This is a genomic window from Mycobacterium sp. NGS63, assembly GCF_059812295.1.
In genome coordinates this window covers 122,394-145,025 of record NZ_JCALCJ010000010.1, presented here as the reverse complement: position 1 = coordinate 145,025, position 22,632 = coordinate 122,394, and the positions used below count along the sequence as shown (strand labels likewise).

At 70.2% G+C, this 22,632-nt stretch carries 22 protein-coding genes; 16 read left to right on the top strand and 6 right to left on the bottom strand.

Annotated elements, in window-relative coordinates; translation table 11 throughout:
* Positions 1–100 precede the first annotated feature (100 nt).
* The 5 genes from AC5Y4Z_RS23115 to AC5Y4Z_RS23095 all read left to right on the top strand — a co-directional run bounded on the left by AC5Y4Z_RS23115 (position 101) and on the right by AC5Y4Z_RS23095 (position 6,313).
* Positions 101–655, top strand: a complete 555-nt coding sequence (locus tag AC5Y4Z_RS23115) for a TetR/AcrR family transcriptional regulator (protein WP_499967315.1) — start codon at positions 101–103, stop codon at positions 653–655.
* Positions 652–1,785 carry an alpha/beta hydrolase family protein gene (locus AC5Y4Z_RS23110; RefSeq protein WP_499967238.1) on the top strand — a complete coding sequence of 378 codons (1,134 nt, stop codon included), beginning with the start codon at positions 652–654 and terminating at the stop codon, positions 1,783–1,785. Before AC5Y4Z_RS23115 ends, AC5Y4Z_RS23110 begins: the two co-directional genes overlap by 4 nt.
* On the top strand, positions 1,782–2,726 hold the full coding sequence (locus AC5Y4Z_RS23105; RefSeq protein WP_499967314.1) for a 2-hydroxyacid dehydrogenase: 945 nt from the start codon (positions 1,782–1,784) through the stop codon (positions 2,724–2,726). Before AC5Y4Z_RS23110 ends, AC5Y4Z_RS23105 begins: the two co-directional genes overlap by 4 nt.
* A gap of 65 nt (positions 2,727–2,791) precedes the next feature.
* The gene (locus AC5Y4Z_RS23100; RefSeq protein WP_499967237.1) at positions 2,792–4,015 is read left to right on the top strand and encodes a PE domain-containing protein; all 1,224 of its coding nucleotides are present in this window, start codon (positions 2,792–2,794) and stop codon (positions 4,013–4,015) included.
* 87 nt (positions 4,016–4,102) lie between these two features.
* On the top strand, positions 4,103–6,313 hold the full coding sequence (locus AC5Y4Z_RS23095; RefSeq protein WP_499967236.1) for an acyl-CoA dehydrogenase family protein: 2,211 nt from the start codon (positions 4,103–4,105) through the stop codon (positions 6,311–6,313).
* Between the two features lie 9 nt (positions 6,314–6,322).
* On the opposite strand, the gene AC5Y4Z_RS23090 is transcribed toward AC5Y4Z_RS23095, so the two are convergent.
* On the bottom strand, positions 6,323–6,586 hold the full coding sequence (locus tag AC5Y4Z_RS23090) for a hypothetical protein (RefSeq protein WP_499967235.1): 264 nt from the start codon (positions 6,584–6,586) through the stop codon (positions 6,323–6,325).
* Between the two features lie 484 nt (positions 6,587–7,070).
* Between AC5Y4Z_RS23090 and AC5Y4Z_RS23085 the strand changes: the two genes are divergently transcribed.
* Together AC5Y4Z_RS23085 and AC5Y4Z_RS23080 are read left to right on the top strand one after the other, a co-directional pair.
* Positions 7,071–7,400, top strand: a complete 330-nt coding sequence (locus AC5Y4Z_RS23085; protein WP_499967234.1) for an ATPase — start codon at positions 7,071–7,073, stop codon at positions 7,398–7,400.
* A gap of 90 nt (positions 7,401–7,490) precedes the next feature.
* On the top strand, positions 7,491–7,706 hold the full coding sequence (locus AC5Y4Z_RS23080) for a hypothetical protein (RefSeq protein ID WP_499967233.1): 216 nt from the start codon (positions 7,491–7,493) through the stop codon (positions 7,704–7,706).
* Positions 7,707–7,712: 6 nt separating this feature from the next.
* Here the strand turns inward: AC5Y4Z_RS23080 and fadD2 are convergent, their stop codons facing one another.
* Complete coding sequence (gene fadD2 / locus AC5Y4Z_RS23075) at positions 7,713–9,398, bottom strand: long-chain-fatty-acid--CoA ligase FadD2 (RefSeq protein ID WP_499967232.1); 1,686 nt, start codon at positions 9,396–9,398, stop codon at positions 7,713–7,715.
* Positions 9,399–9,457: 59 nt separating this feature from the next.
* On the opposite strand from fadD2, the gene AC5Y4Z_RS23070 reads away from it, so the two are divergent.
* Positions 9,458–10,699, top strand: a complete 1,242-nt coding sequence (locus AC5Y4Z_RS23070; RefSeq protein WP_499967231.1) for a DNA polymerase domain-containing protein — start codon at positions 9,458–9,460, stop codon at positions 10,697–10,699.
* On the opposite strand, the gene AC5Y4Z_RS23065 is transcribed toward AC5Y4Z_RS23070, so the two are convergent.
* Complete coding sequence (locus AC5Y4Z_RS23065) at positions 10,696–12,075, bottom strand: NarK family nitrate/nitrite MFS transporter (RefSeq protein WP_499967313.1); 1,380 nt, start codon at positions 12,073–12,075, stop codon at positions 10,696–10,698. The genes AC5Y4Z_RS23070 and AC5Y4Z_RS23065 overlap by 4 nt on opposite strands.
* 153 nt (positions 12,076–12,228) lie before the next feature.
* On the opposite strand from AC5Y4Z_RS23065, the gene AC5Y4Z_RS23060 reads away from it, so the two are divergent.
* The 7 genes from AC5Y4Z_RS23060 (at position 12,229) to AC5Y4Z_RS23030 (ending at position 18,161) form a co-directional block, all read left to right on the top strand.
* Positions 12,229–13,206 (top strand): ABC transporter substrate-binding protein, encoded by a 978-nt coding sequence (locus tag AC5Y4Z_RS23060; RefSeq protein ID WP_499967230.1) that lies wholly within the window; start codon positions 12,229–12,231, stop codon positions 13,204–13,206.
* A 101-nt stretch (positions 13,207–13,307) separates the two neighbouring features.
* Entirely contained in the window at positions 13,308–13,970 is a 663-nt protein-coding gene (locus tag AC5Y4Z_RS23055) for a 5-oxoprolinase subunit B family protein (RefSeq protein ID WP_499967229.1), read from the top strand.
* A gap of 22 nt (positions 13,971–13,992) precedes the next feature.
* Positions 13,993–14,913: a 5-oxoprolinase/urea amidolyase family protein gene (locus AC5Y4Z_RS23050; protein ID WP_499967228.1), complete on the top strand. Its 921-nt coding sequence runs from the start codon at positions 13,993–13,995 to the stop codon at positions 14,911–14,913.
* A gap of 35 nt (positions 14,914–14,948) precedes the next feature.
* Positions 14,949–15,512, top strand: a complete 564-nt coding sequence (locus tag AC5Y4Z_RS23045; RefSeq protein ID WP_499967227.1) for a GNAT family N-acetyltransferase — start codon at positions 14,949–14,951, stop codon at positions 15,510–15,512.
* 283 nt (positions 15,513–15,795) lie between these two features.
* Positions 15,796–16,947: a uroporphyrinogen-III synthase gene (locus tag AC5Y4Z_RS23040; protein WP_499967226.1), complete on the top strand. Its 1,152-nt coding sequence runs from the start codon at positions 15,796–15,798 to the stop codon at positions 16,945–16,947.
* Complete coding sequence (locus AC5Y4Z_RS23035) at positions 16,938–17,684, top strand: sirohydrochlorin chelatase (protein WP_499967225.1); 747 nt, start codon at positions 16,938–16,940, stop codon at positions 17,682–17,684. The genes AC5Y4Z_RS23040 and AC5Y4Z_RS23035 overlap by 10 nt, the downstream gene beginning before the upstream one ends.
* Before the next feature lie 24 nt (positions 17,685–17,708).
* A complete protein-coding gene (locus AC5Y4Z_RS23030; RefSeq protein ID WP_499967224.1) occupies positions 17,709–18,161 on the top strand; it encodes a TetR/AcrR family transcriptional regulator in 453 nt (150 codons plus the stop codon).
* On the opposite strand, the gene nirD is transcribed toward AC5Y4Z_RS23030, so the two are convergent.
* Positions 18,151–18,525, bottom strand: a complete 375-nt coding sequence (nirD, locus tag AC5Y4Z_RS23025) for a nitrite reductase small subunit NirD (RefSeq protein ID WP_499967223.1) — start codon at positions 18,523–18,525, stop codon at positions 18,151–18,153. The two genes, AC5Y4Z_RS23030 and nirD, sit on opposite strands and share 11 nt — an antisense overlap.
* Positions 18,522–21,083: a nitrite reductase large subunit NirB gene (gene nirB, locus AC5Y4Z_RS23020; RefSeq protein ID WP_499967222.1), complete on the bottom strand. Its 2,562-nt coding sequence runs from the start codon at positions 21,081–21,083 to the stop codon at positions 18,522–18,524. Before nirB ends, nirD begins: the two co-directional genes overlap by 4 nt.
* 238 nt (positions 21,084–21,321) lie before the next feature.
* Between nirB and AC5Y4Z_RS23015 the strand changes: the two genes are divergently transcribed.
* On the top strand, positions 21,322–21,762 hold the full coding sequence (locus tag AC5Y4Z_RS23015; protein WP_499967221.1) for an Hsp20/alpha crystallin family protein: 441 nt from the start codon (positions 21,322–21,324) through the stop codon (positions 21,760–21,762).
* Positions 21,763–21,816: 54 nt separating this feature from the next.
* Here the strand turns inward: AC5Y4Z_RS23015 and AC5Y4Z_RS23010 are convergent, their stop codons facing one another.
* Positions 21,817–22,575, bottom strand: coding sequence for an isocitrate lyase/PEP mutase family protein (locus tag AC5Y4Z_RS23010; protein WP_499967220.1), 759 nt, complete (start codon positions 22,573–22,575; stop codon positions 21,817–21,819).
* Positions 22,576–22,632: the final 57 nt, after the last annotated feature.

The window sequence follows — 22,632 nt, the reverse complement described above, 5'->3', positions numbered from 1 at the left end:
AATCTAACATCAGGTTCAGTTTTGCTCTAGGGAGGTGCCCGTGTCGACCGCGCCCGACTTCCCGACGCATCGCGGCCGGCGCACGCAGGCCGCGATCGACATGGCCGCCCGAACGGTGGTGGCGCGCAAGGGCATCCTGGCGACCACCATCGCCGACATCGCCGCCGAGGCGGGTCGCTCGGCGGCGTCGTTCTACAACTACTACGACTCCAAAGAGGCGATGGTGCGCCAGTGGGCCGTGCGGTTCCGCGACGAGGCCAACGAGCGCGCCCGTTCGGTGACCGGGCACGGCCTGTCGCATCGCGAGCGGGCGCACGAGGCCGCCGCCGCGCACTGGCACACCTACCGCAACCGCCTCGCCGAGGTGACCAGCGTGTCCCAGCTGGCGATGGTCAGCGACGACTTCGCCCAGTACTGGGCCGAAATATGCTCGGTGCCAATTTCTTTTATCAGCGACACGGTCCGGCGGGCCCAGGCCGAGGGCCACTGCCCCGACGACGATCCGCAGCTGATCGCCGAGGCGATCGTGGCGATGTTCAACCAGTTCTGTTTCGTCCAGCTCACCGGGCAAACCGAGCCCGACGACGAGGCCTGCATCCGCACGCTGGCCAACATCTACTACCGGGCCATCTACGGCGGAGGCGAACCGACATGACCCGTCACGGCGGCGCCGCGGGGGTGGTTCGCGAGTTCGTCGGCCTGCCGTCGCCCACCGCGGGGCGGGCCGGGGCCGGCGGGCATCCGTGCCAGGGGCTCTACCACCGCGGCGTGGGGCGCAAGCCGAGGGTGGCGATGATCGCCACGCACTACCAGATCGACTTCTCCGAGCACTATCTCGCCGATTACATGGCCACCCGCGGCGTCGGATTCCTGGGCTGGAACACCAGGTTCCGCGGGTTCGAAAGCCGGTTCCTGCTCGACCACGCGCTGGTCGACATCGGCGTCGGGGTGCGCTGGCTGCGCGAGGTCCAGGGCGTGGATACCGTTGTGCTGCTGGGCAACTCGGGGGGCGGATCGCTGATGGCCGCCTATCAGTCGCAGGCCGTCGACCCCAACGTCACCCCGCTGGACGGCATGCGCCCGGCCACCGGGCTGGGCGAGCTGCCGCCCGCCGACGGCTACGTGGCCACCGCCGCGCATCCCGGTCGCCCGGACGTGCTGACCGCCTGGATGGACGCCGCCGTCGTCGACGAGAACGACGCGATCGCCACCGATCCCGAGCTCGACCTGTTCGACGAGCGCAACGGCCCCCCGTACGCGCCGGAGTTCCTCGCCCGTTACCGCGACGCGCAGACCGCGCGCAACCACGCCATCACCGACTGGGCCGAGACGGAGCTCAAACGTGTTCGCGCCGCAGGCTTTTCGGATCGCCCGTTCACCGTGCTGCGCACCTGGGCCGATCCGCGCATGGTCGATCCCGCCATCGAGCCCACCAAGCGCAAGGCGAACACGTGTTACGCGGGCGTCCCGGTCAAGGCGAACCGCTCCGCACAGGGCATCGCCGCGGCCAGCACCCTGCGCAACTGGCTGGGCATGTGGAGCCTGCGGGTGGCGCAAACCCGGGCCGAGCCGCACCTGGCCCGCATCACCTGCCCCGCCCTGGTGATCAACGCCGAGGCCGACACCGGCGTCTTCCCGTCCGACGCGAAGCGCATCTACGACGCGCTCGCCGGCACCGACAAGGCGCAGGCCTCGATCGACACCGACCACTACTTCACCACCCCGGGCGCCCGCAGCGCGCAGGCCGATACCATCGCCGGGTGGATCGCCAAGCGGTGGCACTGAGAGTTCTCGCCCACTTCGTTCCGGGCGACAAGGTCCTCGACTTCGTTGCGCCGGAATCGGATTGGCTCGACGTCCGATGGTGCGCCGAGGACGACGACACCGGCTTCTACCGGGAGCTGCCGCACGCCGACGTGATCTGGCACGTGCTGCGGCCGCTGTCGGGCGACGACCTGCGCCGCGGAACCCGGCTGCGGCTGGTGCACAAGCTCGGCGCCGGGGTGAACACCATCGACGTGGCGACCGCCACGCAGCTCGGCGTCGCGGTGGCCAACATGCCGGGCGCCAACGCGCCGTCGGTGGCCGAGGGCGCCGTGCTGCTGATGCTGGCCGCGTTGCGCCGGCTGCCGTCGCTCGACCGTGCCGTGCGCGCGGGGGCGGGCTGGCCGCCCGACCCGGGGCTGGGCGAGACGGTGCGCGACATCGGCGGCTGCACCGTCGGCCTGGTCGGCTACGGCAACATCGCCAAGCGCGTCGGCGCGATCGTCGCGGCGATGGGGGGCACGGTGCTGCACACCAGTACCGGCGACGACGGGCGCCCCGGCTGGCGCCCGCTGCCCGAACTGCTTGCCGCCAGCGACATCGTGTCGCTGCACCTGCCCCTGACGGCGCACACCCGGCACCTGCTCGGCCGCGACGCGCTGGCCCGGATGCGTCCGAATGCGGTGCTGGTCAACACTTCCCGCGGCGCGGTTGTCGACGAAGCCGCGCTCGTCGATGCGCTGCGCGGCGGGGGCCTGGCCGCCGCGGGGCTCGACGTTTTCGAGGTCGAGCCGGTGGCGCCGGACAATCCGCTGCTCGGACTGGACAACGTGGTGCTGACGCCGCACGTCACCTGGTATACCGCCGACACCATGCGGCGCTACCTCACCGAGGCCGTCGGCAACTGCCGCCGGCTGCGCGACGGGCAACCGCTGGCCAATGTGGTCAACATCGGTGGTTGACCCGATTTGGTCAAGGCGCCCCAGGGGAGTCCGGGCGGAAATATGCTTTCCCCGAGGGGCAGACGATGACGTACGTGACGGTGGCACCGGATCTGGTCGGCACGGCGGCCGGGCTTTTGGCGAGGATCGAGGCCGACATCAGCGCCGCCACCGCGGCGGCGGCCCCCACGATGGAGCTGGCTCCGGCGGGCGCTGATGAGGTGTCGGCGGCCGTCGCGACGCTATTTGGCGGGTGCGGCCGGGCATTTCAGGCGATCAGCGCCGAGGCGGTGGGCTTTCACCACCAGTTCGTGCGGGCCATGTCGGCCGGCGCCGGCTGGTATGCGGGCGTCGAGGCCGCCGGCGCTTCGCTGTTGCAGCACCCCGCCCGGACTGTGCAGGGTGCGGTCAATGCGTTCACCGGGGCGCTGTGGGGGCGCCCGCTGTTCGGCGCGGCCGGCGCCAGCGCGTCAGCCGCGCAGTCACCGGTCCCGAGTCCGACCACCACTTCCGGCACGGGCGGCATCGCGCTCGTCATGGGGCCCACGGGAATTCCGCAGCCGAGCGCCGGCTACGTCGCAACCGTCGAGCGGCTCTACCTTGCGCCGCTCGGATTCCACGGCCACGCGGTATCCCTGTACACACCCGAGTTGGGATACAACACGGACGCCAACCTGCCCACGGACGTCGCGAGCTTGATGGCCGCCATCAACGCACAGATGGCGACCGGGCAGGTGAGTGCCCAAAACCCGATCTGGGTTTTCGGTTACTCACAAAGCTCCGCCGCCGCTTCCGAGGCGATGATGCAACTCCACGCCGAGGGCGTGCCGGCGACCGACCTCCACTTCGTGTTGGTCGGAGACCCGGCTGCTGCCACCGGGGGCATATTGAACACTCTGCTGCCCTCACTCGGTCCGGTCGGCGACCTGATCAAACCGCTGCTCCCGTTCGCGGGTTTGAGCCAGACGATGGGACTCACGACGCCCAACTACTATCCGACCGACGTTTACACGCTCGCGGGCGACGGTTATGCGGCCTGGCCGACCAACTTCCTCAGCGACCCGATCGGGGACATCACTGCCGTCGCAGGCCTTTTCAGCACGCACGAGGAATACCTGGGATTGAGCCCCGGGCAGATCCAGGCTGCCACCCCGACGTACACGGACGGCATGACCCAGTACTACACGATTGACAACACCAGCCCGCTGTTACCGACGCTGGTCAACGCCGCGGTCAACGTGGGCTGGATCAGTCCCGCCACAGGCCAATTTCTCGACTGGTCGTTCGGCCCCCTGGCCGCTCTCCGCTGACCGCCTACCCCTATGGTCAACCAACCGACCGGTTGTTAGCTTGGAAGGTGTTTCGCCGAAGCGGACCCGAAAGTTGGAAGGCGGCCAATGCCGATCGCAATCACGTCTGAGCATCAAGACCTGGCCGACTCGGTGCGATCCCTGGTGGCGCGGGTGGCGCCGTCGGAGGTGCTGCACGAGGCGATGGAAACACCGATCCAGAATCCCCCGCCCTACTGGCGGGCGGCCGCCGAGCAGGGGCTGCACGGTGTGCATCTGGCGGAATCTGTTGGCGGACAGGGCTTCGGCATCCTCGAGCTGGCGATCGTGCTGGCCGAGTTCGGCTACGGGGCGGTGCCCGGGCCGTTCGTGCCGTCGGCGATCGCCAGCGCGCTGATCTCCGCGCACGACCCCGAGGCGAAGGTGCTCGCCGAGCTGGCCTCCGGCGCCGCCATCGCCGCCTACGCGCGCGACTGCTGCGCGCTGACCGCCACCCGCCAGGGCTCCGACGACAAAACGCTGGTGATCCGCGGCGAGGTCCGCGCGGTCCCCGCCGCCGCGCAGGCGTCGCTGCTGGTGCTTCCGGTTGCGATCGACAGCGGCGAGGAATGGGTGGTGCTGCGCGCCGAACAGCTCGAGATCGAGCCGGTGAAGAGCCTGGACCCGCTGCGTCCCATCGCGCACGTGCGGGCCAACGCCGTCGAGGTCACCGACGACGTGGTGCTGAGCAACCTGAGCATGGCCACCGCGCACGCGCTGATGACCACGCTGCTGTCGGCCGAGGCGATCGGCGTGGCGCGCTGGGCCACCGACACGGCGTCGCAGTACGCCAAGATCCGTGAGCAGTTCGGCAGGCCGATCGGCCAGTTCCAGGCCATCAAGCACAAGTGCGCGGAGATGATCGCCGACACCGAGCGGGCCACCGCGGCGGTGTGGGACGCCGCCCGCGCGATCGACGAGGCGCGCCAAAACGATTGGGACACCGCCGGTCCCAAGGTCGACTTCGCCGCGGCCGTGGCGGCGACGCTGGCGCCGGCGGCCGCCCAGCGGTGCGCGCAGGACTGCATTCAGGTGCACGGCGGGATCGGCTTCACCTGGGAGCACGACACGAACGTCTATTACCGCCGCGCGGTGATGCTGACCGCATCGTTCGGGCGCGGCTCGGAATACCCGCAGCGCGTCGTGGACACCGCGACCACCACGGGCATGCGCCCGGTCAACATTGACCTGGATCCCGACACCGAGAAGCTGCGCTCCGAGATCCGGGCCGAGGTCGCCGCGCTCAAGGCGATGGAGCGCGAGCCGCGCACGGTCGCGATCGCCGAGGCCGGCTGGGTATTGCCGTACCTGCCCAAGCCGTGGGGCCGGGCGGCCAGCCCGGTGGAGCAGGTCATCATCGCGCAGGAGTTCTCCGAGGGGCGGGTCCGGCGGCCGCAGGTCGGCATCGCGGCGTGGATCATCCCGTCGATCGTCGCGTTCGGCACCGAGGAGCAAAAGCAGCGGTTCCTGCCGCCGACCTTCCGGGGCCAGATGATCTGGTGCCAGCTGTTCTCCGAGCCGGGCGCCGGATCGGACCTGGCCGGGCTCTCCACCAAGGCGACCAGGACGGACGGCGGCTGGCGCATCACCGGGCAGAAGATCTGGACCACGGCCGCGCAGTTTTCGCAGTGGGGCGCGCTGCTGGCAAGAACCGACCCCTCCGCGCCCAAACACAATGGCATCACGTACTTCCTGCTGGACATGCGCAGCGAAGGCGTCACCGTCAAGCCGCTGCGCGAGCTCACCGGCAACGCGATGTTCAACACCGTCTACATCGACGACGTGTTCGTCCCCGACGACTGCGTGCTCGGCGAGGTCAACCGGGGCTGGGAGGTCAGCCGCAACACCCTGACGGCCGAGCGGGTGTCGATCGGCAGCAGCGACGCCAACTTCCTGGCGACCCTTCCCGAGTTCGTCGAGTTCGTCCGCGACGGGCAGTTCGACCAGGTCGCCCAGCACCGGGCGGGGCAGCTGATCGCCGAGGGCCATGCCGCCAAGGTGTTGAACCTGCGCTCGACGCTGTTGACACTGGCCGGCGGCGACGCGATGCCCTCGGCCGCGATCTCCAAGCTGTTGTCGATGCGCACCGGCCAGGGTTACGCGGAGTTCGCGGTGTCGTCCTTCGGCACCGACGCCGCCATCGGCGACACCACCGAGCTGGCGGGCAAGTGGGGTGAGTACCTGCTCGCCAGCCGTGCCACCACGATCTATGGCGGCACGTCGGAGGTGCAGCTCAACATCATCGCCGAGCGGCTGCTGGGTCTGCCCCGCGACCCGTAACCGACCGGCTCACCACCACCAGTTCCACCAGTTGTGGTGCCACAGGAAGCGGCCGCCGTGGCCCCATCCGTGGTGCCACCATCCGTGGTGGCCCCAGTGCGCGGGGATCGCGTCACCGCCGTGCGGGCCGGCGGTGGCGAAGCTGGTGGCCGGAGCGGGTGCGGGGGCGGCGTTCGCCGCCGGGATGCCGCCGAAGAACATCGCGCCGGCCAGTGCGCCGGCACCGACGGCGCCCGCGGCCGCGTGGCGCAGGGATCGCGGTGAATTCATCATCAGAGAGCTCCTTCCCAGGATGTCGTACCGGTACTGAAAACTAAGCCATAAATCGACGGGCAAACAATATCGGCGGGCTAATTTGCCATGTGAATTAGGCAACAGCGCGGCAAATCCAGTCGCTGCAATTCGCTGATCTAGGAATATCAAGAAACGTCGTCGGCGTACGCAATACTGTGATCAGTAGCGATCGTGCCAAACTACCAGGTAATGGCCGTAGACCACTAATTGACCGAGATCGGAGATCCGCGGTTCAGTATTCGCAGAGTATTGCGTTTGCGCATTGGCGATTACGTGACTATTCGGGTAATAGTATGAATGGCGCGCTGCCCGCAGATCTTTTTATGGCTACCTTTGTAGAAATAAACGACGAGGCCCCCGCCACGCCGCCGAACGGCCGCCCCAGCGCGCCGCCGCCCACGCGGCGACCTACGCTTACCCGATGAGTCACTGACCGGACAACCGACGGAGGGACGATCGCCGCGTGAATCTCAACCCGCCCGGGGCCGGATCTTTCCGCGCCCAGACGCCTGCCGGAGACGCCGCCGCCACCGAGCGCATCACCCTGCGACCGGGTGGCGGGCGAGACACCAGGTCTGGGGGCGGCTCGTCACGCGGCCAGCGAACCCGGCGGACCGTCGACCTGCCGCTCGCCACCCACCGCGCGCTCGACGTCTGGCAGCGCGAAGCCGCCGACCGGATCGGGGTCGCCCGCGTCACCGGACAAGAGGTCCTCGCCGCGCTCATCGATCAGCTGCTGGTCGATCCCAAACTCTCCGCGCAGGTGACCCGCGCCATCCAAGCCCGCAAGTGAACCGCTTGCCCGAGGTCGGGCGGACGTTGCCTTCGGCGTGATCTGGGTATGCCTAGGTCGTCCGACCGGCGCCCCACGAGGAGAAGCACCATGGGCAACGTTTACATCGAACCGCGACCCAAAGGCCGCGAGGGAGACGACATCTCGCACTACGTCGTCGAAGACCAGGCCGATAGCGAGCTACACCGGGCCGAAACCCAGCAGGCGGCCATCGATTGGGCGAAACAGCAGGGACATTCGCCGCTCGTCGCCCGCGTCCGCCACCTCAGTGACAAGAAGAAGCCCGATCAGTGGCGGTCCGGCTAGCCGGCGCTAGTCGCTGTCGATCTCCATCTCGCGCAGCTCGCGCTTGAGGATCTTGCCGGTGGGGTTGCGCGGCAGCTCGTCGAGGAAGACGACCTCCCGGGGCACCTTGTAGCGGGCCAGGTGGTCGCGCACGTAGTGCTTGACGGTGTCCTCGTCGAGGTCGGCGTCGTCCTTCTTGACCACGAACGCGCGCAGCCGGTGGCCCCACTCCTTGTCCTCGACACCGATCGCGGTGGCCTCCACGACGTCGGGATGCCCGGTGAGCAGGTCCTCGACTTCGGCCGGGAAGACGTTCTCGCCGCCGGAGACGATCATCTCGTCGTCGCGCCCGCTGATGTAGAGGAGGTCGTTTTCGTCGAAATAGCCGACGTCGCCCGAGGACAACAGCCCGTCGATGATCTGCTTCTTGCCACCGCCGGTGTAGCCCTCGAACGGGAAGGCGTTGCCGACGAAGATGCGCCCGACCTCGCCCTGCGGCAGCTCCTTGCCGTTGTCGTCGAAGATCTTGACCTTCACACCCTTGACAACGGGCCCCACGGTCGACGAATTGAACTCGAGATGCTTGGGCTCGGCGATGGTGGCGAACGCGATCTCCGTCGAGCCGTACATGTTGTAGATGACCGGGCCCAGGTCCTTCAGCGACCGTTCGGCCAAGTCGGCACCCAGCGCCGATCCGGAGACGAACACGATCTTCAGGCTGGACAGGTCGGGCTTCTTGTCCATCTTCTCCACGGCGTCGAGGATCCGCGACAGCATCACCGGCACCACGACCATCGCGGTCACCTTGTGCTTCTCGATGTCCTCGAGCACCAGCGGCGGCTTGAACTTCCGCCGCAGCACCAGCGTGGAGCCCAGGAACATCGCGATCGTGCCGTGCAGGAAACCCAGAGCGTGGAACATCGGCGCCGGCAGCGAGGTCACCTCGCCGGCCTTGAACGGCACGTGCGACAGGATGCCCCCGACCGGCGCCAGCGTCGGCGGGGTGCTGCGGTTGGCGCCCTTGGGGGTGCCGGTCGTCCCGCTGGTCAGGATGATGATCGACGCGTGCCTGCTGGCCTTGGGCGCGGGCTTCTTGTCGCTGCGCTCGATCAGGTCGGCCAGCGTCTCGTCCTTGCTGCCCGACGGCTCGTCGGCGTCCGGGTTGGCGCCCAGCGCGCGCAGCTTGCCCAATTCCGGCTCGGCCTTGCTGACGGCCTTGGTGTACTCGTCGTCGTAGATGATCAGCTTGGCGCCCTCGCGCTCCGACACCTCCTTGATCTGCGGGCCGGAGAACTCGCTGTTGAGCAGGATGATGCGGGCGCCCACCCGGGCGGCGCCAAAGTAGGCGATCAGGAACCAACGCGTGTTGCGGGCCAGGATGGCCACGCCGTCGCCGCCCTTGATGCCCTTCTCGATCAGCGCGTTGGCCACCGCGTGCGCGGCCTCGTCGAGTTCGGAGTAGCTGAACTCGCCGTCCTCGTCGATGCACGCCGCGCGGTCGGGATGACGCCGGGCGTTGAGCGAGGGCAGCATGCCGAACTCGCCCCACTTGTAGATGTCGGCGGCCATCGCGGCGTAGTTCTGCGGCGGCTCGATCCGGAAGGCGCCCGCCTCGAAGATCTTGCGCACGTAGTGCAGTTCTGCCGACCCGCGTTCGAGGTACTGCTGAACTTTGGCGACAGCCTGGCCTGGCAGGCCGATCAGGTTTGGCATGGATTCCACCCTATGTGACGTCCGTCGCAGTGCCACTAGTTAATACCCCCCGACCTACCATGATGAACATGACCGGTCCGGCGTCGCTGGAAGTGGCCGGACGCGAGGTCACCATCACCCATCCCGACAAGGTCGTGTTCGAACGGCACGGCGACAGCGGCCCGCACACCAAGCTCGATCTGGTCCGCTACTACCTGTCGGTGGCCGACGGGGCGTTGCGCGGGGTGGCGGGCCGGCCGATGATCCTCAAGCGCTTCGTGAAGGGCATTGCGCAGGAGGCCGTGTTTCAGAAGCGGGCGCCCGCCAACCGGCCGGACTACGTCGACGTCGCCGAACTGCGTTACGCGCGGGGCACTTCCGCCGCGGAAGCGGTCATCCACGACGCGGCCGGGCTGGCGTGGGCGATCAACCTGGGCTGCGTGGACCTCAACCCGCACCCGGTGCTGGCCGGCGACCTCGATCATCCCGACGAGCTGCGCGTCGACCTGGACCCGATGCCCGGGGTGAGCTGGCGGCGCATCGTCGAGGTCGCCCTGGTGGCCCGCGAGGTGCTGGAGGACCACGGGCTGGTCGCGTGGCCGAAGACGTCGGGTTCCCGCGGGTTTCACATCTACGCCCGGATCGCCCCGCGCTGGGGGTTCCGCCAGGTGCGCCTGGCCGCGCAGACCGTGGCCCGCGAGGTCGAGCGGCGGGTGCCCGACGCGGCGACCAGCCGCTGGTGGAAGGAGGAGCGCGAGGGGGTGTTCGTCGACTTCAACCAGAACGCCAAGGACCGCACCGTCGCGTCGGCGTATTCCGTGCGGGCCACCCCGGACGCCCGGGTGTCGACGCCGCTGCACTGGGACGAGGTCACCGGCTGCAAGCCGGAGGCGTTCACCATCGACACGGTGCCCGCCCGGTTGGCCGACCTGGGCGACCCCTGGGCGGGAATGGATGACGCGGCCGGCTCACTCGACCGGCTGCTGATGCTCGCCGAGGAGATGGGGCCGCCTGAGCGGGCCCCCAAGGGTGCGGGCAGGAGCGCCGACGGCAGGAGGGCGTCGTCGAAGCCACTCATCGAGATCGCCCGCACCAAGACCAGGGACGAGGCGATGGCCGCGCTGGACACCTGGCGCGAGCGCTACCCCGCCGCGGCGGCGCTGCTGGCGCCCGCCGACGTCCTGGTCGACGGGATGCGGGGGCCCAGCTCGATCTGGTACCGGATCCGGATCAACCTGCAGCACGTGCCGGCCGGCGAGCGCCCGCCGCAGGACGAGCTGATCGCCGACTACAGCCCGTGGGACGCGCGGCGGGACCGCTAGACGCCCAGCGCGCCCAGCGTGGTCTTCTCGCGCAGGTAGGCCCACCACGTGACGGCCAGCAGCGCGACGAAGAACCCGATGTAGAACCGCAGCGCCGGCTCGATGCTGCCGAAGTGCGACTTCGACCAGGCATACGCCAGCGGCACGACGAACCCGCCGCCGGCGCCGATCGACGAAATGACGCCCAGCGCCCCGGCCGCCTGGCGGCGCATGTGCGCCATCGTGTCCGGGTCGCCGCCGGCGAGCTCGCCCTTGACCGCGAAGATCCGCGAGATCATCCGGTAGGTCGAGCCGTTGCCGATTCCGGTGGCGACGAACAGGAACATGAAGCTGGCGAAGAACACCGGCAGGCTCTTGGCGTGGACCGACCACAGCGCCGCCGCCGCGCCGGCGGCGAGCATGACGAAGCTGGCCGCGGTGATGCGGGCCCCGCCGATCCGGTCGGCCAGCCGGCCGCCCAGCGGGCGGATGACCGAGCCGATCGCGGCGCCCGAAAAGGCCCACGCCAAGGCGATGTCGCCGCGCCCGAACACGGTCTTGAGCAGGCTCGGGAACGCCGCCGAGTAGCCGATGAAGGACCCGAACGTGCCGATGTACAGCAGCGACATGATCCAGGTGTCGCGGTGGCGCAGCGACTGCCAGACCGGTCTCACGTCGGCCTTGGCCTCGGTGAGGTTGTCCATGAACAGGAACGCGCAGATCGCGGCCGCCACGGCCAGCGGCACGTAGCACAGCCCCGCGCGCGCCAGGGCCACCCCGCCGCCGGCGATCACGATCGGCGGGATGATCTTCTGCACGACGGCCACCCCGAGGTTGCCGCCGGCCGCGTTGAGGCCCAGTGCCCAGCCCTTGTCCTTCTCCGGGTAGAAGAACGAGATGTTGGCCATCGACGAGGCGAAGTTGCCGCCACCGAAGCCCGCGGTCGCGGCGATCGCGACCAGCGCCGCGAACGGGAGGTGGGGATGGCCCACCGCCCAGGCCAGCAGCAGGCACGGGATCAGCAACAGGGTGGCCGAGACGATCGTCCAGTTGCGCCCGCCGAAGATCGGGACCGCGAAGGTGTAGGGCAGCCGCAGGAAGGCGCCGACGCCGCTGGGCTCGGCCACCAGACACAGGGCCTGGCTGGCGGTCAGGGCCCAACCGGACGCCGACGGGTGCCCGTGCGCATCGGCCGTCATCTGCACGACCACGATGCTCCACAGCATCCAGACGCTGAACCCGACGTGCTCGGCGAAGATGGAGAAGATCAGGTTGCGCCGGGCGATCGCCTTGCCGCCGGCCGCCCAGAAGGCGGGGTCCTCCGGCCGCCAGTCGTCGATCCAGTGTCGCCGGTGCCGTACGTGGTCGGGCTCGCGCGTCAGCGCGGGGGCTGTCATCGTCACGGGCCCGACGCTAGGGAGGCCCTGTTACCGGTCGTGGTGTGCGCAGTTACGCACGGGCTACGGGCAGATCGCAGCGACGGCCGGTCGTTTGTCAGAACTTTCGCGCGGCGCGGCGGGCCCGGGCAAAGAACGCGATAATCTCACGCGATGAGCGGATGGAATCGCCGGGGATTCTTGCAGCTCGCAGGGGCGACGGCGGCGCTCGCGGCGTGTTCGTCGCCCAAGCCGGCGCCGGGCGGGGCCGCCGCCGGGTCGGTGACGATCACCCACCTGTTCGGCCAGACCGTCATCAAGGAGCCGCCCAAGCGCGTGGTCAGCGCGGGCTACACCGAGCAGGACGACCTGCTGGCGGTGGGCGTGGTGCCGATCGCGCTGACCAACTGGTTCGGCGACCAGCCGTTCGCGGTGTGGCCGTGGGCGCAGCCCAAGCTGGGCGCGGCCCAGCCGGTGGTGCTGAACCTGGACAACGGGATTCCGGTCGACCAGATCGCCGGGCTCAAGCCCGACCTGATCGTGGCCGTCAACGCCGGGCTGGACGGCGACACCTATCAACGGCTGTCGGCCATCGCGCCGACCGTCGCGCAATCGGACGGCGACGCGTTCTTCGAGCCGTGGAAGGACCAGGCCGCCGCAGTGGGTCAGGCCGTGTTTCAGGCCGACCAGATGAGGTCGCTGGTCGACGCCGTCGACAAGCAATTCGGCGCCGTCGCCCAGAAGTACCCGCAGTGGAAGGCCAAGAGGGCGTTGCTGATGCAGGGCACGTTCTTCCGGGGCAGCGTGGTGGCGACCCTGGCGGGCTGGCGGACCGACTTCCTCAACCAGATGGGCCTCGTCATCTCCGACAGCATCAAGCAATTCGGCACCGATCATCGCGCCGTCATCCCGCGCGACCAGATCAAGGCGGTGCTCGATTCGGCGGACGTGGTGATCTGGACGACCGAGAGCCCCGACGACCAGAAGGCGCTGCTGGCCGACCCCGAGGTGGCGGGTTCGCAGGCGACCGCCCAGAACCGCCACGTGTTCACCACCAAGGACCTGGCCGGCGCGATCGCGTTCGCGTCGCCGCTGAGCTACCCCGTCGTCGCCGATCAGCTGCCGCCGCTGATCGCCAAGGTCCTGGGCTGAGACGCGCCTGTTTTGAGCAATTGCTAAGGCACCTCTGGCAGTGCTCGAAAAACCCGCTGCAGCCCCTCGACCTGCGGCGATCACAAGGTTACCGTCGAGTAATGAGCGTGACTGACCTCGGCAGCGACGTGCCGACCGACCTGGTCGGCAATGCGGTTCTCGACTACGGCGACCGGGCGCTGATGCTTCAATGCGGCAGCACCGCAGAGGTATTGGCGTGGGTCGATGCGTTGCGGGCGGCGGCGCTACCCGGCGTGCTGGACATCGTCCCGGCGGCCCGCACCGTGCTGGTGAAGCTCGACGGCCCCCGCTACCAGGGCGTGATCCATCAGCGGCTCCGCAAGATGCGGATCAGACCCGACGAGACCGTCCCCGCGCAGCGCCGCGCCGACGTGGTGATCGACGTCGTCTACGACGGCCCGGACCTCGCCGAGGTCGCCGAGGCCACCGGGCTGAGCACCGCACAGGTGATCAACGCCCACACCGCCACGCCCTGGCGGGTCGGATTCAGCGGTTTCGCACCGGGTTTCGCGTACCTGGTCGACGGCGACCCGCGGCTGCGGGTGCCGCGCCGCCCGGAGCCGCGCACCGTGGTGCCGGCCGGTTCGGTCGGCCTCGCCGGCGAATTCAGCGCGATCTACCCGCGCCGGTCCCCCGGCGGCTGGCAGCTCATCGGCCACACCGACGCCGTGCTGTGGGATCTCGACCGGCCCGACCCCGCGTTGCTGACGCGTGGCATGTGGGTCCAGTTCCGCGCCGCCTGACCACGAGAAGCTAGGGGGAAACATGACGACCACCCTGGAAATCCTGCGCACCGGGCCGTTCGCCGTCGTCCAGGACCTCGGCCGGCCGGGGCTGGCGCACCTGGGCGTCAGCCGGTCCGGGGCCGCCGACCGCCGCGCCCACAAGCTGGCCAACCGGTTGGTCGCCAACCCCGACGACCGCGCCACCGTCGAGGTGACGTTCGGCGGCCTGGCCGCCCGGGTCCGCGGCGGCGACGTCGACATCGCGGTGACAGGCGCCGACACCGACCCCACCGTCGACGGAATCAAGTTCGGCACCAACAGCATTCACCACGTCCGCGACGGCCAGGTGATCTCCCTGGGCGCCCCGCGCGCCGGGCTGCGGTCGTACCTGGCGGTGCGCGGCGGCATCGGCGTGGAGCCGGTGCTGGGGTCCCGCAGCTACGACGTGATGTCGGCGATCGGGCCCGCGCCGCTGCGGACCGGGGACCGGTTGCCCGTCGGCGAGCACAGCGCGGCCTATCCCGAGCTCGACCAGGCGCCGGTGGCCGCCATCGCCGCGCACCTGGTGGAGCTGCGGGTGGTGCCGGGCCCGCGCGACGACTGGTTGGTCAATCCCGACGCGCTCGTGCACACGATCTGGATGGCCTCCGACCGCAGCGACCGCGTCGGCATGCGGCTGGAGGGCCGCGCGCTGCAGCACCGCTACCCGGACCGCCAGCTGCCCAGCGAGGGCACCACGCGCGGCGCGATCCAGGTGCCGCCCAACGGATTACCGGTCATCCTGGGCCCCGATCACCCGGTCACCGGCGGCTACCCGGTGGTCGGCGTGGTCACCGACGAGGACGTCGACAAGATCGCCCAGGTGCGGCCCGGGCAGTACGTGCGGCTGCACTGGGCACGGCCCCGGGTGGCGCTGGCGGCCCGGCCGGTGTCCAGTGCGGTGGGCCTGCCGTTCTCCTAGCGCCGCCCTCTGGACAGGGCTGGTAGACAAAGAGTGTGCACGCCCAGGTTCACGTACCAACCCAGGTCCACACCGCCCGGCTGGTTCACACCGCCGACCTCGACGGCGAGGCCCGCCAGCGGGTCCGCCAGATGGTCACCGCCGCGTTCGCCGGGGATTTCACCGACCACGACTGGGAGCACACGCTCGGCGGGATGCACGCGCTGATCTGGGATCACGGCGCGATCATCGGGCACGCCGCCGTCGTCCAGCGCCGCGTGCTCTACCGGGGCAACCCGCTGCGCTGCGGCTACGTCGAAGGGGTCGCGGTGCGCGAGGACCTGCGCGGCCAGGGCCTGGCGCACGCGCTGCTGGACGGTGTGGAGCAGGTGATCCGCGGCGCCTACCAGGTGGGCGCCGTCCGGTCGTCCGACATCGCCCGCCGCGCCTTCGTCGCGCGCGGCTGGTTGCCGTGGCGCGGCCCGACGTCCGTGCTCGCCCCCACCGGGCCGGCCCGCACACCTGACGCCGACGGCGCCGTCTTCGTCCTTCCGGTCGGCATCACCCTGGACCCCGCCGCGGACCTGACGTGCGACTGGCGCGCCGGGGACGTCTGGTAACAGGTGTGTGCGAAATCACCTGCGGCGGGCTACTATTCGCGTTTGACGGGCACCCTCAGCCAGTTCGCAGACAACTGCGATTCAACTGACAGCCGATAACGGCCGTATCGAGTTGACGGGCCTTCGCCCGCAATGTGAGCATCGAAACCTACGGCGGGGCAGGCCTCTTCGTCCGACGGACGGGCCGGACGAGAGCATGGGTGTGATGACGGTCGCAACAAGGGCAATGCGTCAGCAATTGCGTGGTAACGCAGTGGAAACGTCCCGGGCATACACAGGTCATATGGCTCAGCCGAGGTCCGCGCCCCTGACCGGCTACCGGGTCGCCGTCACCTCGGCCCGGCGCGCCGAGGAACTGTGCGCGCTGCTGAGCCGGCAGGGCGCCGAGGTCTGCAGCGCCCCGGCGATCAACATGATCGCGCTGCCCGACGATGACGAATTGCACTACAACACAGAGGCTTTGATCGCCGACCCGCCGGACATTCTGGTGGTGCACACCGGCATCGGCGTGCGCGGCTGGCTGGCCGCCGCCGAGGGGTGGGGGCTGGCCGGCCCACTCGTCGCGGCGTTGTCGTCGGCGCGGATCGTGTCGCGCGGGCCCAAGGCCACCGGAGCCCTGCGCGCGGCCGGCCTGCACGAGGAGTGGTCTCCGGAGTCCGAATCCTCACAGGAGGTGCTCGAGTACCTGCTCGACTCGGGCGTCTCCGGGCTGCGCGTCGCCGTCCAGCTGCACGGCGCCGCCGACCCGTGGGACCCGTTCCCGGAGTTCCTCGGCGGGTTGCGCTTCGCGGGCGCGCAGGTGGTGCCCATCCGGGTGTACCGGTGGAAGCCGACACCGCTGGGCGGCGACTTCGATCAGCTGGTCACCGGCATCGCCCGCCGCCAGTTCGACGCGGTCACCTTCACGTCGGCGCCCGCGGCCGCCGCGGTGCTGGAACGCAGCCGCGAGCTGAGCGTCGAGGACCAGGTGCTGGCGGCGCTGCGCACCGATGTGCACGCGATGTGCGTCGGCCCGGTGACGTCCAAGCCGCTGATCCGCAAGGGCGTCCCGACCTCGGCGCCCGAACGAATGCGGTTGGGCGCGTTGGCCCGCCACATCGCCGAGGAGCTGCCGCTGCTGGGGTCGTGCACCGTGCGGGTGGCCGGGCACACCCTCGACGTCCGCGGCACCTGCGTGCTGGTGGACGGCGCGATCAAGGCGCTGTCGCCGTCCGGGATGTCGGTGCTGCGCGCGCTGGCGCAACGGCCCGGCGACGTCGTCGCGCGCACCGACCTGCTGCGGGTGCTGCCGGGCAACAGCAACGACCCGCACGCCGTCGACACTGCCGTGCTCCGGCTGCGAACGGCCCTGGGCGACAAGAACATCGTCGCGACCGTGGTCAAGCGGGGCTACCGGCTCGCGGTCGATGACCCGTCGGGAGCGACATGGACCTGATCCTGGCCGCGCACGGCACCCGCCGGCCCGGCGGGGTCGCGATGGTCGGGGACCTCGCGGCGCGGGTGGGCGCGCTGCTCGAGCGCCGCGTGCAGGTCGCGTTCGTCGACGTGCTGGGTCCCACGCCCGGCGAGGTGCTGTCGCGGGCGGCGGCCGGCGGGCGCCCCGCCGTCGTGGTGCCGGCGTTCTTGTCGCGCGGCTACCATGTGCGCACCGACCTGCCCGCCCACGTCGCGGCCAGCGGGCACCCGAACGTCATCGTCGCGCCGGCCCTGGGGCCGAGCGGGGAGATCGCGCGCATCGTCGCCGACCAGTTGGCGAAATCCGGCTGGCGTCCGGGCGATTCCGTGGTTCTCGCGGCCGCCGGCACCACCGACCCGCGGGCGCGCGCGGACCTGCACGTCACCGCGACGACGCTGTCCGCGCTGGTCGGTTCGCGGGTGCGGCTGGGCTTCGCCGCGACCGGCGACCCATCGGTGCACGACGCGGTCGCCGCCGCCCGCCGCGCCGGCGGCCGGCGCGTCGCGATCGCCTCCTACCTGCTGGCCGACGGCCTGTTTCAGCAACGCCTGCGGGCCGCCGGCGCCGACGTGGTCAGCCGGCCGCTGGGCACCCATCCCGGACTCGCGCGGCTCGTCGCGAACCGATTCCGAAGGGCCGCACCGGGACTCGCGCCGCGGCGGGCGCATGGGCCCGCCCGACGGGGCGCGCCGGCGCCCGCGGCGCTTGATCTTTGATCGCATACCGGCAATCCTGGCTGCATGGCCCGTCGCGAAGAGCCCTCGCGTGGGATTCTCGACCCGGTGGCGAAGATGCTGCGGTTGCCGTTCGGCACACCGGAGTTCGTCGACCGCATCGTCACCGGCGGCGTCAACCAGGTGGGCCGGCGCACGCTGCACTTGCTGATCACCACCTGGGACGCGGCCGGCGGCGGTCCCTTCGCGGCCAGCGCCGTCGCGTCCACGGGGATGGCCAAGACGGCCGAGATCGTGGAAAGCATGTTCATCGGCCCGGTTTTCGGCCCGGTGCTCAAGGTGCTGGGCGCCGACAAGGTCGCCGTGCGCGCGTCGCTGTGCGCCTCCCAGCTGGTGGGCCTGGGCATCATGCGCTACGGGGTCCGGTCCGAGCCGCTGCACTCGATGTCGGTGGACGCCCTGGTCGACGCGATCGGCCCGACGATGCAGCGCTACCTGGTCGGCGACATCACGCGCTGAGGGCCACCGGTTCCGCGATCCGCCCGACCTGGATGCGGCCCTCGGGCGTGACCCGCACCTGGTAGACCGGCACCGACACCCGGGGGTCGTCGAGGCAGGTACCGTCCTCGAGCGCGAAAGCCTGCTTCAGCAGCGGGGATTGGACCGTGGCGCGGCCACCGCGGTCGCCGACGATCCCCCGCGAGAGCACCGCGGCCCCCGAGAACGGGTCGACGTTGCCGACCGCGTGCACCGACCCGTCGTCCAGGCGGAACAGCGCCGCCTGGGTGCCGTCGTCGAGGAGCACCCCGACGCCGCGGCCCGGGATGAGGCGGTCGTACGAGCAGGCGGTCGTCCACACCTGAAGGTCGTTGAGCAGTGTCATGCTTCCTCCCTGAATCTCGGCATGCCAATGGGCACAGGCACTTTGCGTCCGGCACGCTCGGTGAACGCGACCGTCGCGTCGACGGCGTCCGGGGCGTTGACGAAGGACACGAACCGCGACAGCTTGTCCGGGTCCTCCAGCACGCCCTTCCACTCGCACTTGTAGTTGCGCACGTGGCGCTCCATCGCGGCCTCGAATTCGGCGGCCAGGCCCAGCGAGTCGTCGCACACGACCTCGCGCACGTGATCCAGCCCGCCGTCCAGCGATTCGACCCACGGCGCGGTGCGCTGCAGCCGATCGGCCGTGCGGATGTAGTACATCAGGAACCGGTCGACGTAGCGGACCAGCGTCTCGGTGTCCAGATCGCCGGCCAGCAGCTGGGCGTGCTTGGGCGTCATGCCGCCGTTGCCGCCGACGTAGAGGTTCCAACCCTTTTCGGTGGCGATGACGCCCACGTCCTTGCTGCGCGCCTCGGCGCACTCCCGCGCGCAGCCCGAGACGCCGAGCTTGATCTTGTGCGGGGCGCGCAGCCCGCGGTAGCGCAGCTCCAGGTCGATGGCCAGCTGCACCGAATCCTGCTGGCCGTAGCGGCACCAGTCGCTGCCCACGCAGCTCTTCACGGTGCGCAGCGCCTTGCCGTAGGCGTGGCCGGATTCCATGCCGCCGTCGACCAGCCGCTTCCAGATCTGCGGCAGCTGGTCCACCCGGGCGCCGAACAGGTCGATGCGCTGGCCGCCGGTGATCTTGGTGTAAAGCCCGAAGTCCTGCGCGATCTGGCCGATCAGGATCAGGTGCTCCGGCTTGATGTCCCCGCCGGGAACCCGCGGGACCACCGAGTAGCTGCCGTTGCGCTGGATGTTGGCCAGGAAGTGGTCGTTGGAGTCCTGCAGCGAGGCCTGCTCGCCGTCGAGGATGTGCTCCGAGCCGGTGGACGCCAGTATCGACGCGACCACGGGTTTGCAGATGTCGCAACCCTTTCCGCTGCCGAAGCGCTCCAGCAGGCCCGAGAACGTCCGGATCTCGGTGGCGGAGATGATTTCGAAGAGCTCCGCCCGCGACTGGGCGAAGTGCTCGCACAGCGCCTTGGACTGTGCCACGCCCTCGGCCTCGAGCAGCTGCTTGAGCAGCGGCACGCACGACCCGCACGAGGTGCCCGCCGCCGTGCACGACTTGAGCGACGGCACGTCGGCGCAGCCGCCGGCGATCGCGCCCTTCAGGTCGCCCTTGGTGACGTTGTTGCACGAGCAGATCTGCGCCGAATCCGGCAGCGCCCCAACGCCCAGCGCCGGCGCGCCGTCGGCCTGCACCGGGGCGATCAGGGCGAGCGGGTCGCCCGGCAGCTCGCTGCCGACCATCGGCCGCAACACCCCGTACGACGAGGCGTCGCCCACCAGCACGCCCCCGAGTAGGGTCTTGGCGTCGTCGGACAGCACCAGCTTGGCGTAGGTCCGGTTGACCGCGTCGTTGATGGCGATCTCGAGGCAGTTCTCGGTCACGCCCATCGCGTCGCCGAAGCTGGCCACGTCGACGCCCAGCAGTTTGAGCTTCGTCGACAGATCCGCCTCGGGGAACTCGGCGGCGCCGCCCAGCAGCCGGTCCACCACCACCTCCGCCGAGGTGTAGCCGGGCGCGACCAGGCCGTAGCACCGCCCGTCGATCGCGGCGACCTCCCCGATCGCGTAGATGTCGGGATCGCTTGTCCGGCAGGACAAGTCGGTGAGTACGCCGCCGCGGTCGCCGCGCGCCAGCCCCGCGGCCGCGGCCAGCTCGTCGCGCGGCCGGATCCCGGCCGCGAAGACCACCACGCCGGCGTCGATGACCTCGCCGTCGCTCAGCCGCACCCGGACCGCCGCCGAGCCGTCCGGCCGCGCAACGGGTTCGATCGCGTCGGTGCCGATGCCGACGTGCACCGCGATGCCGAGATCGGTGATCATCCGCGCCAGCATGCCGCCGCCGGCCTCGTCGATCTGCTGCGCCATCAACCGCGGCATCATCTCCACGACGTGCGTTTGCAACCCGAACTGGCGCAGCGCATTAGCGGCCTCGAGTCCCAGCAGGCCGCCGCCGATCACCACGCCGGCGCCGCCGTCCCGCGCGCGCTCCGCGTCGGCGCGGATGGCGTCGAGGTCGTCGAGCGTGCGGTACACGTGGCACTGGGGCAGGTCGTGGCCTTGCACCGGCGGAACGAAGGCGTAGGACCCGGTGGCCAGCACCAGGGCGTCATACCCGTACCGCTCACCCTCGGCGGTGATCACCGACTTTGCGGCCCGGTCGATCTCGGTGACCCGGGTGTCGAGCAGCAGTTCGACCCGCTCGTCGCCGGCGTAGTCGTTGCCGGGCAGCGCGAGCAGCCGTCGCTCCCAGCTTTCGGTGTAGGAGGTCAGCCCGACGCGGTCATACGCTGCGTCGGCCTCCTCGGCCAAAACCGTGACGCGCCATAGCCCTTCGGTGTCGCGGGCGCGCAGCGCCTCCACCAGCCGGTGGCCCACCATGCCGTGGCCGACCACCACGACGTGACGCGCGGCACAGCCGTCGCGCGCGGTTCCGGATGAGGCCATGCCCCGAGGGTAGGGGCGCCAAATTAAGGGGAAATCGCGCAATGTGACGTCCACATGACGGCGCCCTCACACCTCACAGCGGGCCCTGTGAACGTGTCGCAAAACTGTTCGCTCGGGGCGAACAGCCAGGTGGAACTTTAGCGGGGTCGACTCATGTTTCTAGTGATAGCGAACCGGTAAACCCGCCGGTCACAGCTAACTCACAAGGAAGCAACAAGGAAGCAGGAGGGAAAGCCCCATGAGCAACCTCGCATTGTGGTCGCGACCGGCTTGGGACACCGACCGGTGGGTGCGCGACTTTTTCGGGCCCGCAGCGACGGCGGACTGGTTCAAGCCGGTGCCGAGCGGTTTCCGGCCGGCCGCGGAGATCGTCAAGGACGGTGACGACGCGGTGGTCCGCCTCGAACTGCCCGGCGTCGACGTAGAGAAGGACGTCAACGTCGAGGTCGACAAGGGCCGCCTGGTCATCCACGGCGAACACCGCGACGAGCGCGCCGAGGAAAACGACGGCCGGACCTTGCGGGAGATCCGCTACGGATCGTTCCGCCGGACGTTCCAGCTGCCCGCGCACGTCACCAGCGAGGCCATCGCGGCTTCGTACGACGCCGGTGTGCTGACCGTGCGGGTCGCCGGCGCCTACGCCGGCACGCAGGCGCAGCGCATCGAGATCACCAAGTAACTCCGCGAGCAATCCGGCGGGGCCCGTCAATTCCCGACGGCCCCGCCGGATTTGCTAACGCCAGCGGGCCAGCAGCTCGTTGGCCCGGGCCGCCAGCGCGGCCTGCAGGAACGGCCCGAAGCTGATCCGCGCGACGCCCAGCGGGCCGAACGATGCCGGGTCGTCCTGGTCGGGCAGCGCGAACGCGTTGATCGGCAGCGGCAACTCGGCGGCCAAGCGCCGCAACGTTTCCGGGTCGTGACGGCCGACCGGGTAGAGCACGTCGGCGCCCGCGGCGGCGGCCTCGGTCAGCCGCGCCACGACCCGTTCCACGCGATCCGAATCTTCGCCGTCCTGGCGCAGGAACAGGTCGGTGCGGGCGTTGACCACCACGTGCACCCCGGCGGCGTCGGCGGCCGAGCGCAGCGCCGCAACCAGTTCGGCGTGTTCGGCGGCCGACCGCAGCCGCTTGCCCTCCGAGTGCACCGTGTCCTCGATGTTCAGCCCGACGGCGCCCGCCTCCAGCAGCCCCTCGATCAGCCGCGCCGCCGGCTGCCCGTACCCGGACTCGATGTCCACCGACACCGGGACGTCGACGGCGGCGGTGATCTGGGCGACGCGGGCCAGCACGTCGTCGAACGACATGCCCTCGCCGTCCGGTTTGCCGACCGAGTCGGCGAGCGGGTGGCTGCCCACCGTCAGCGCCGCGAACCCGGCGCCGGTGGCGAGCCGGGCCGACCACGCGTCCCACACGGTCGGCAGGACCACCGGGTTGCCCGGCTGGTGCAGTGCGAGCAGCGCGCTGGCGCGCTCGGCGGTGGAGGGGCGTGTCATGCGTCTGACATTACGTCCCGGCGGTGATTACTATCGGGGGCGTACTGTGATCCGTGA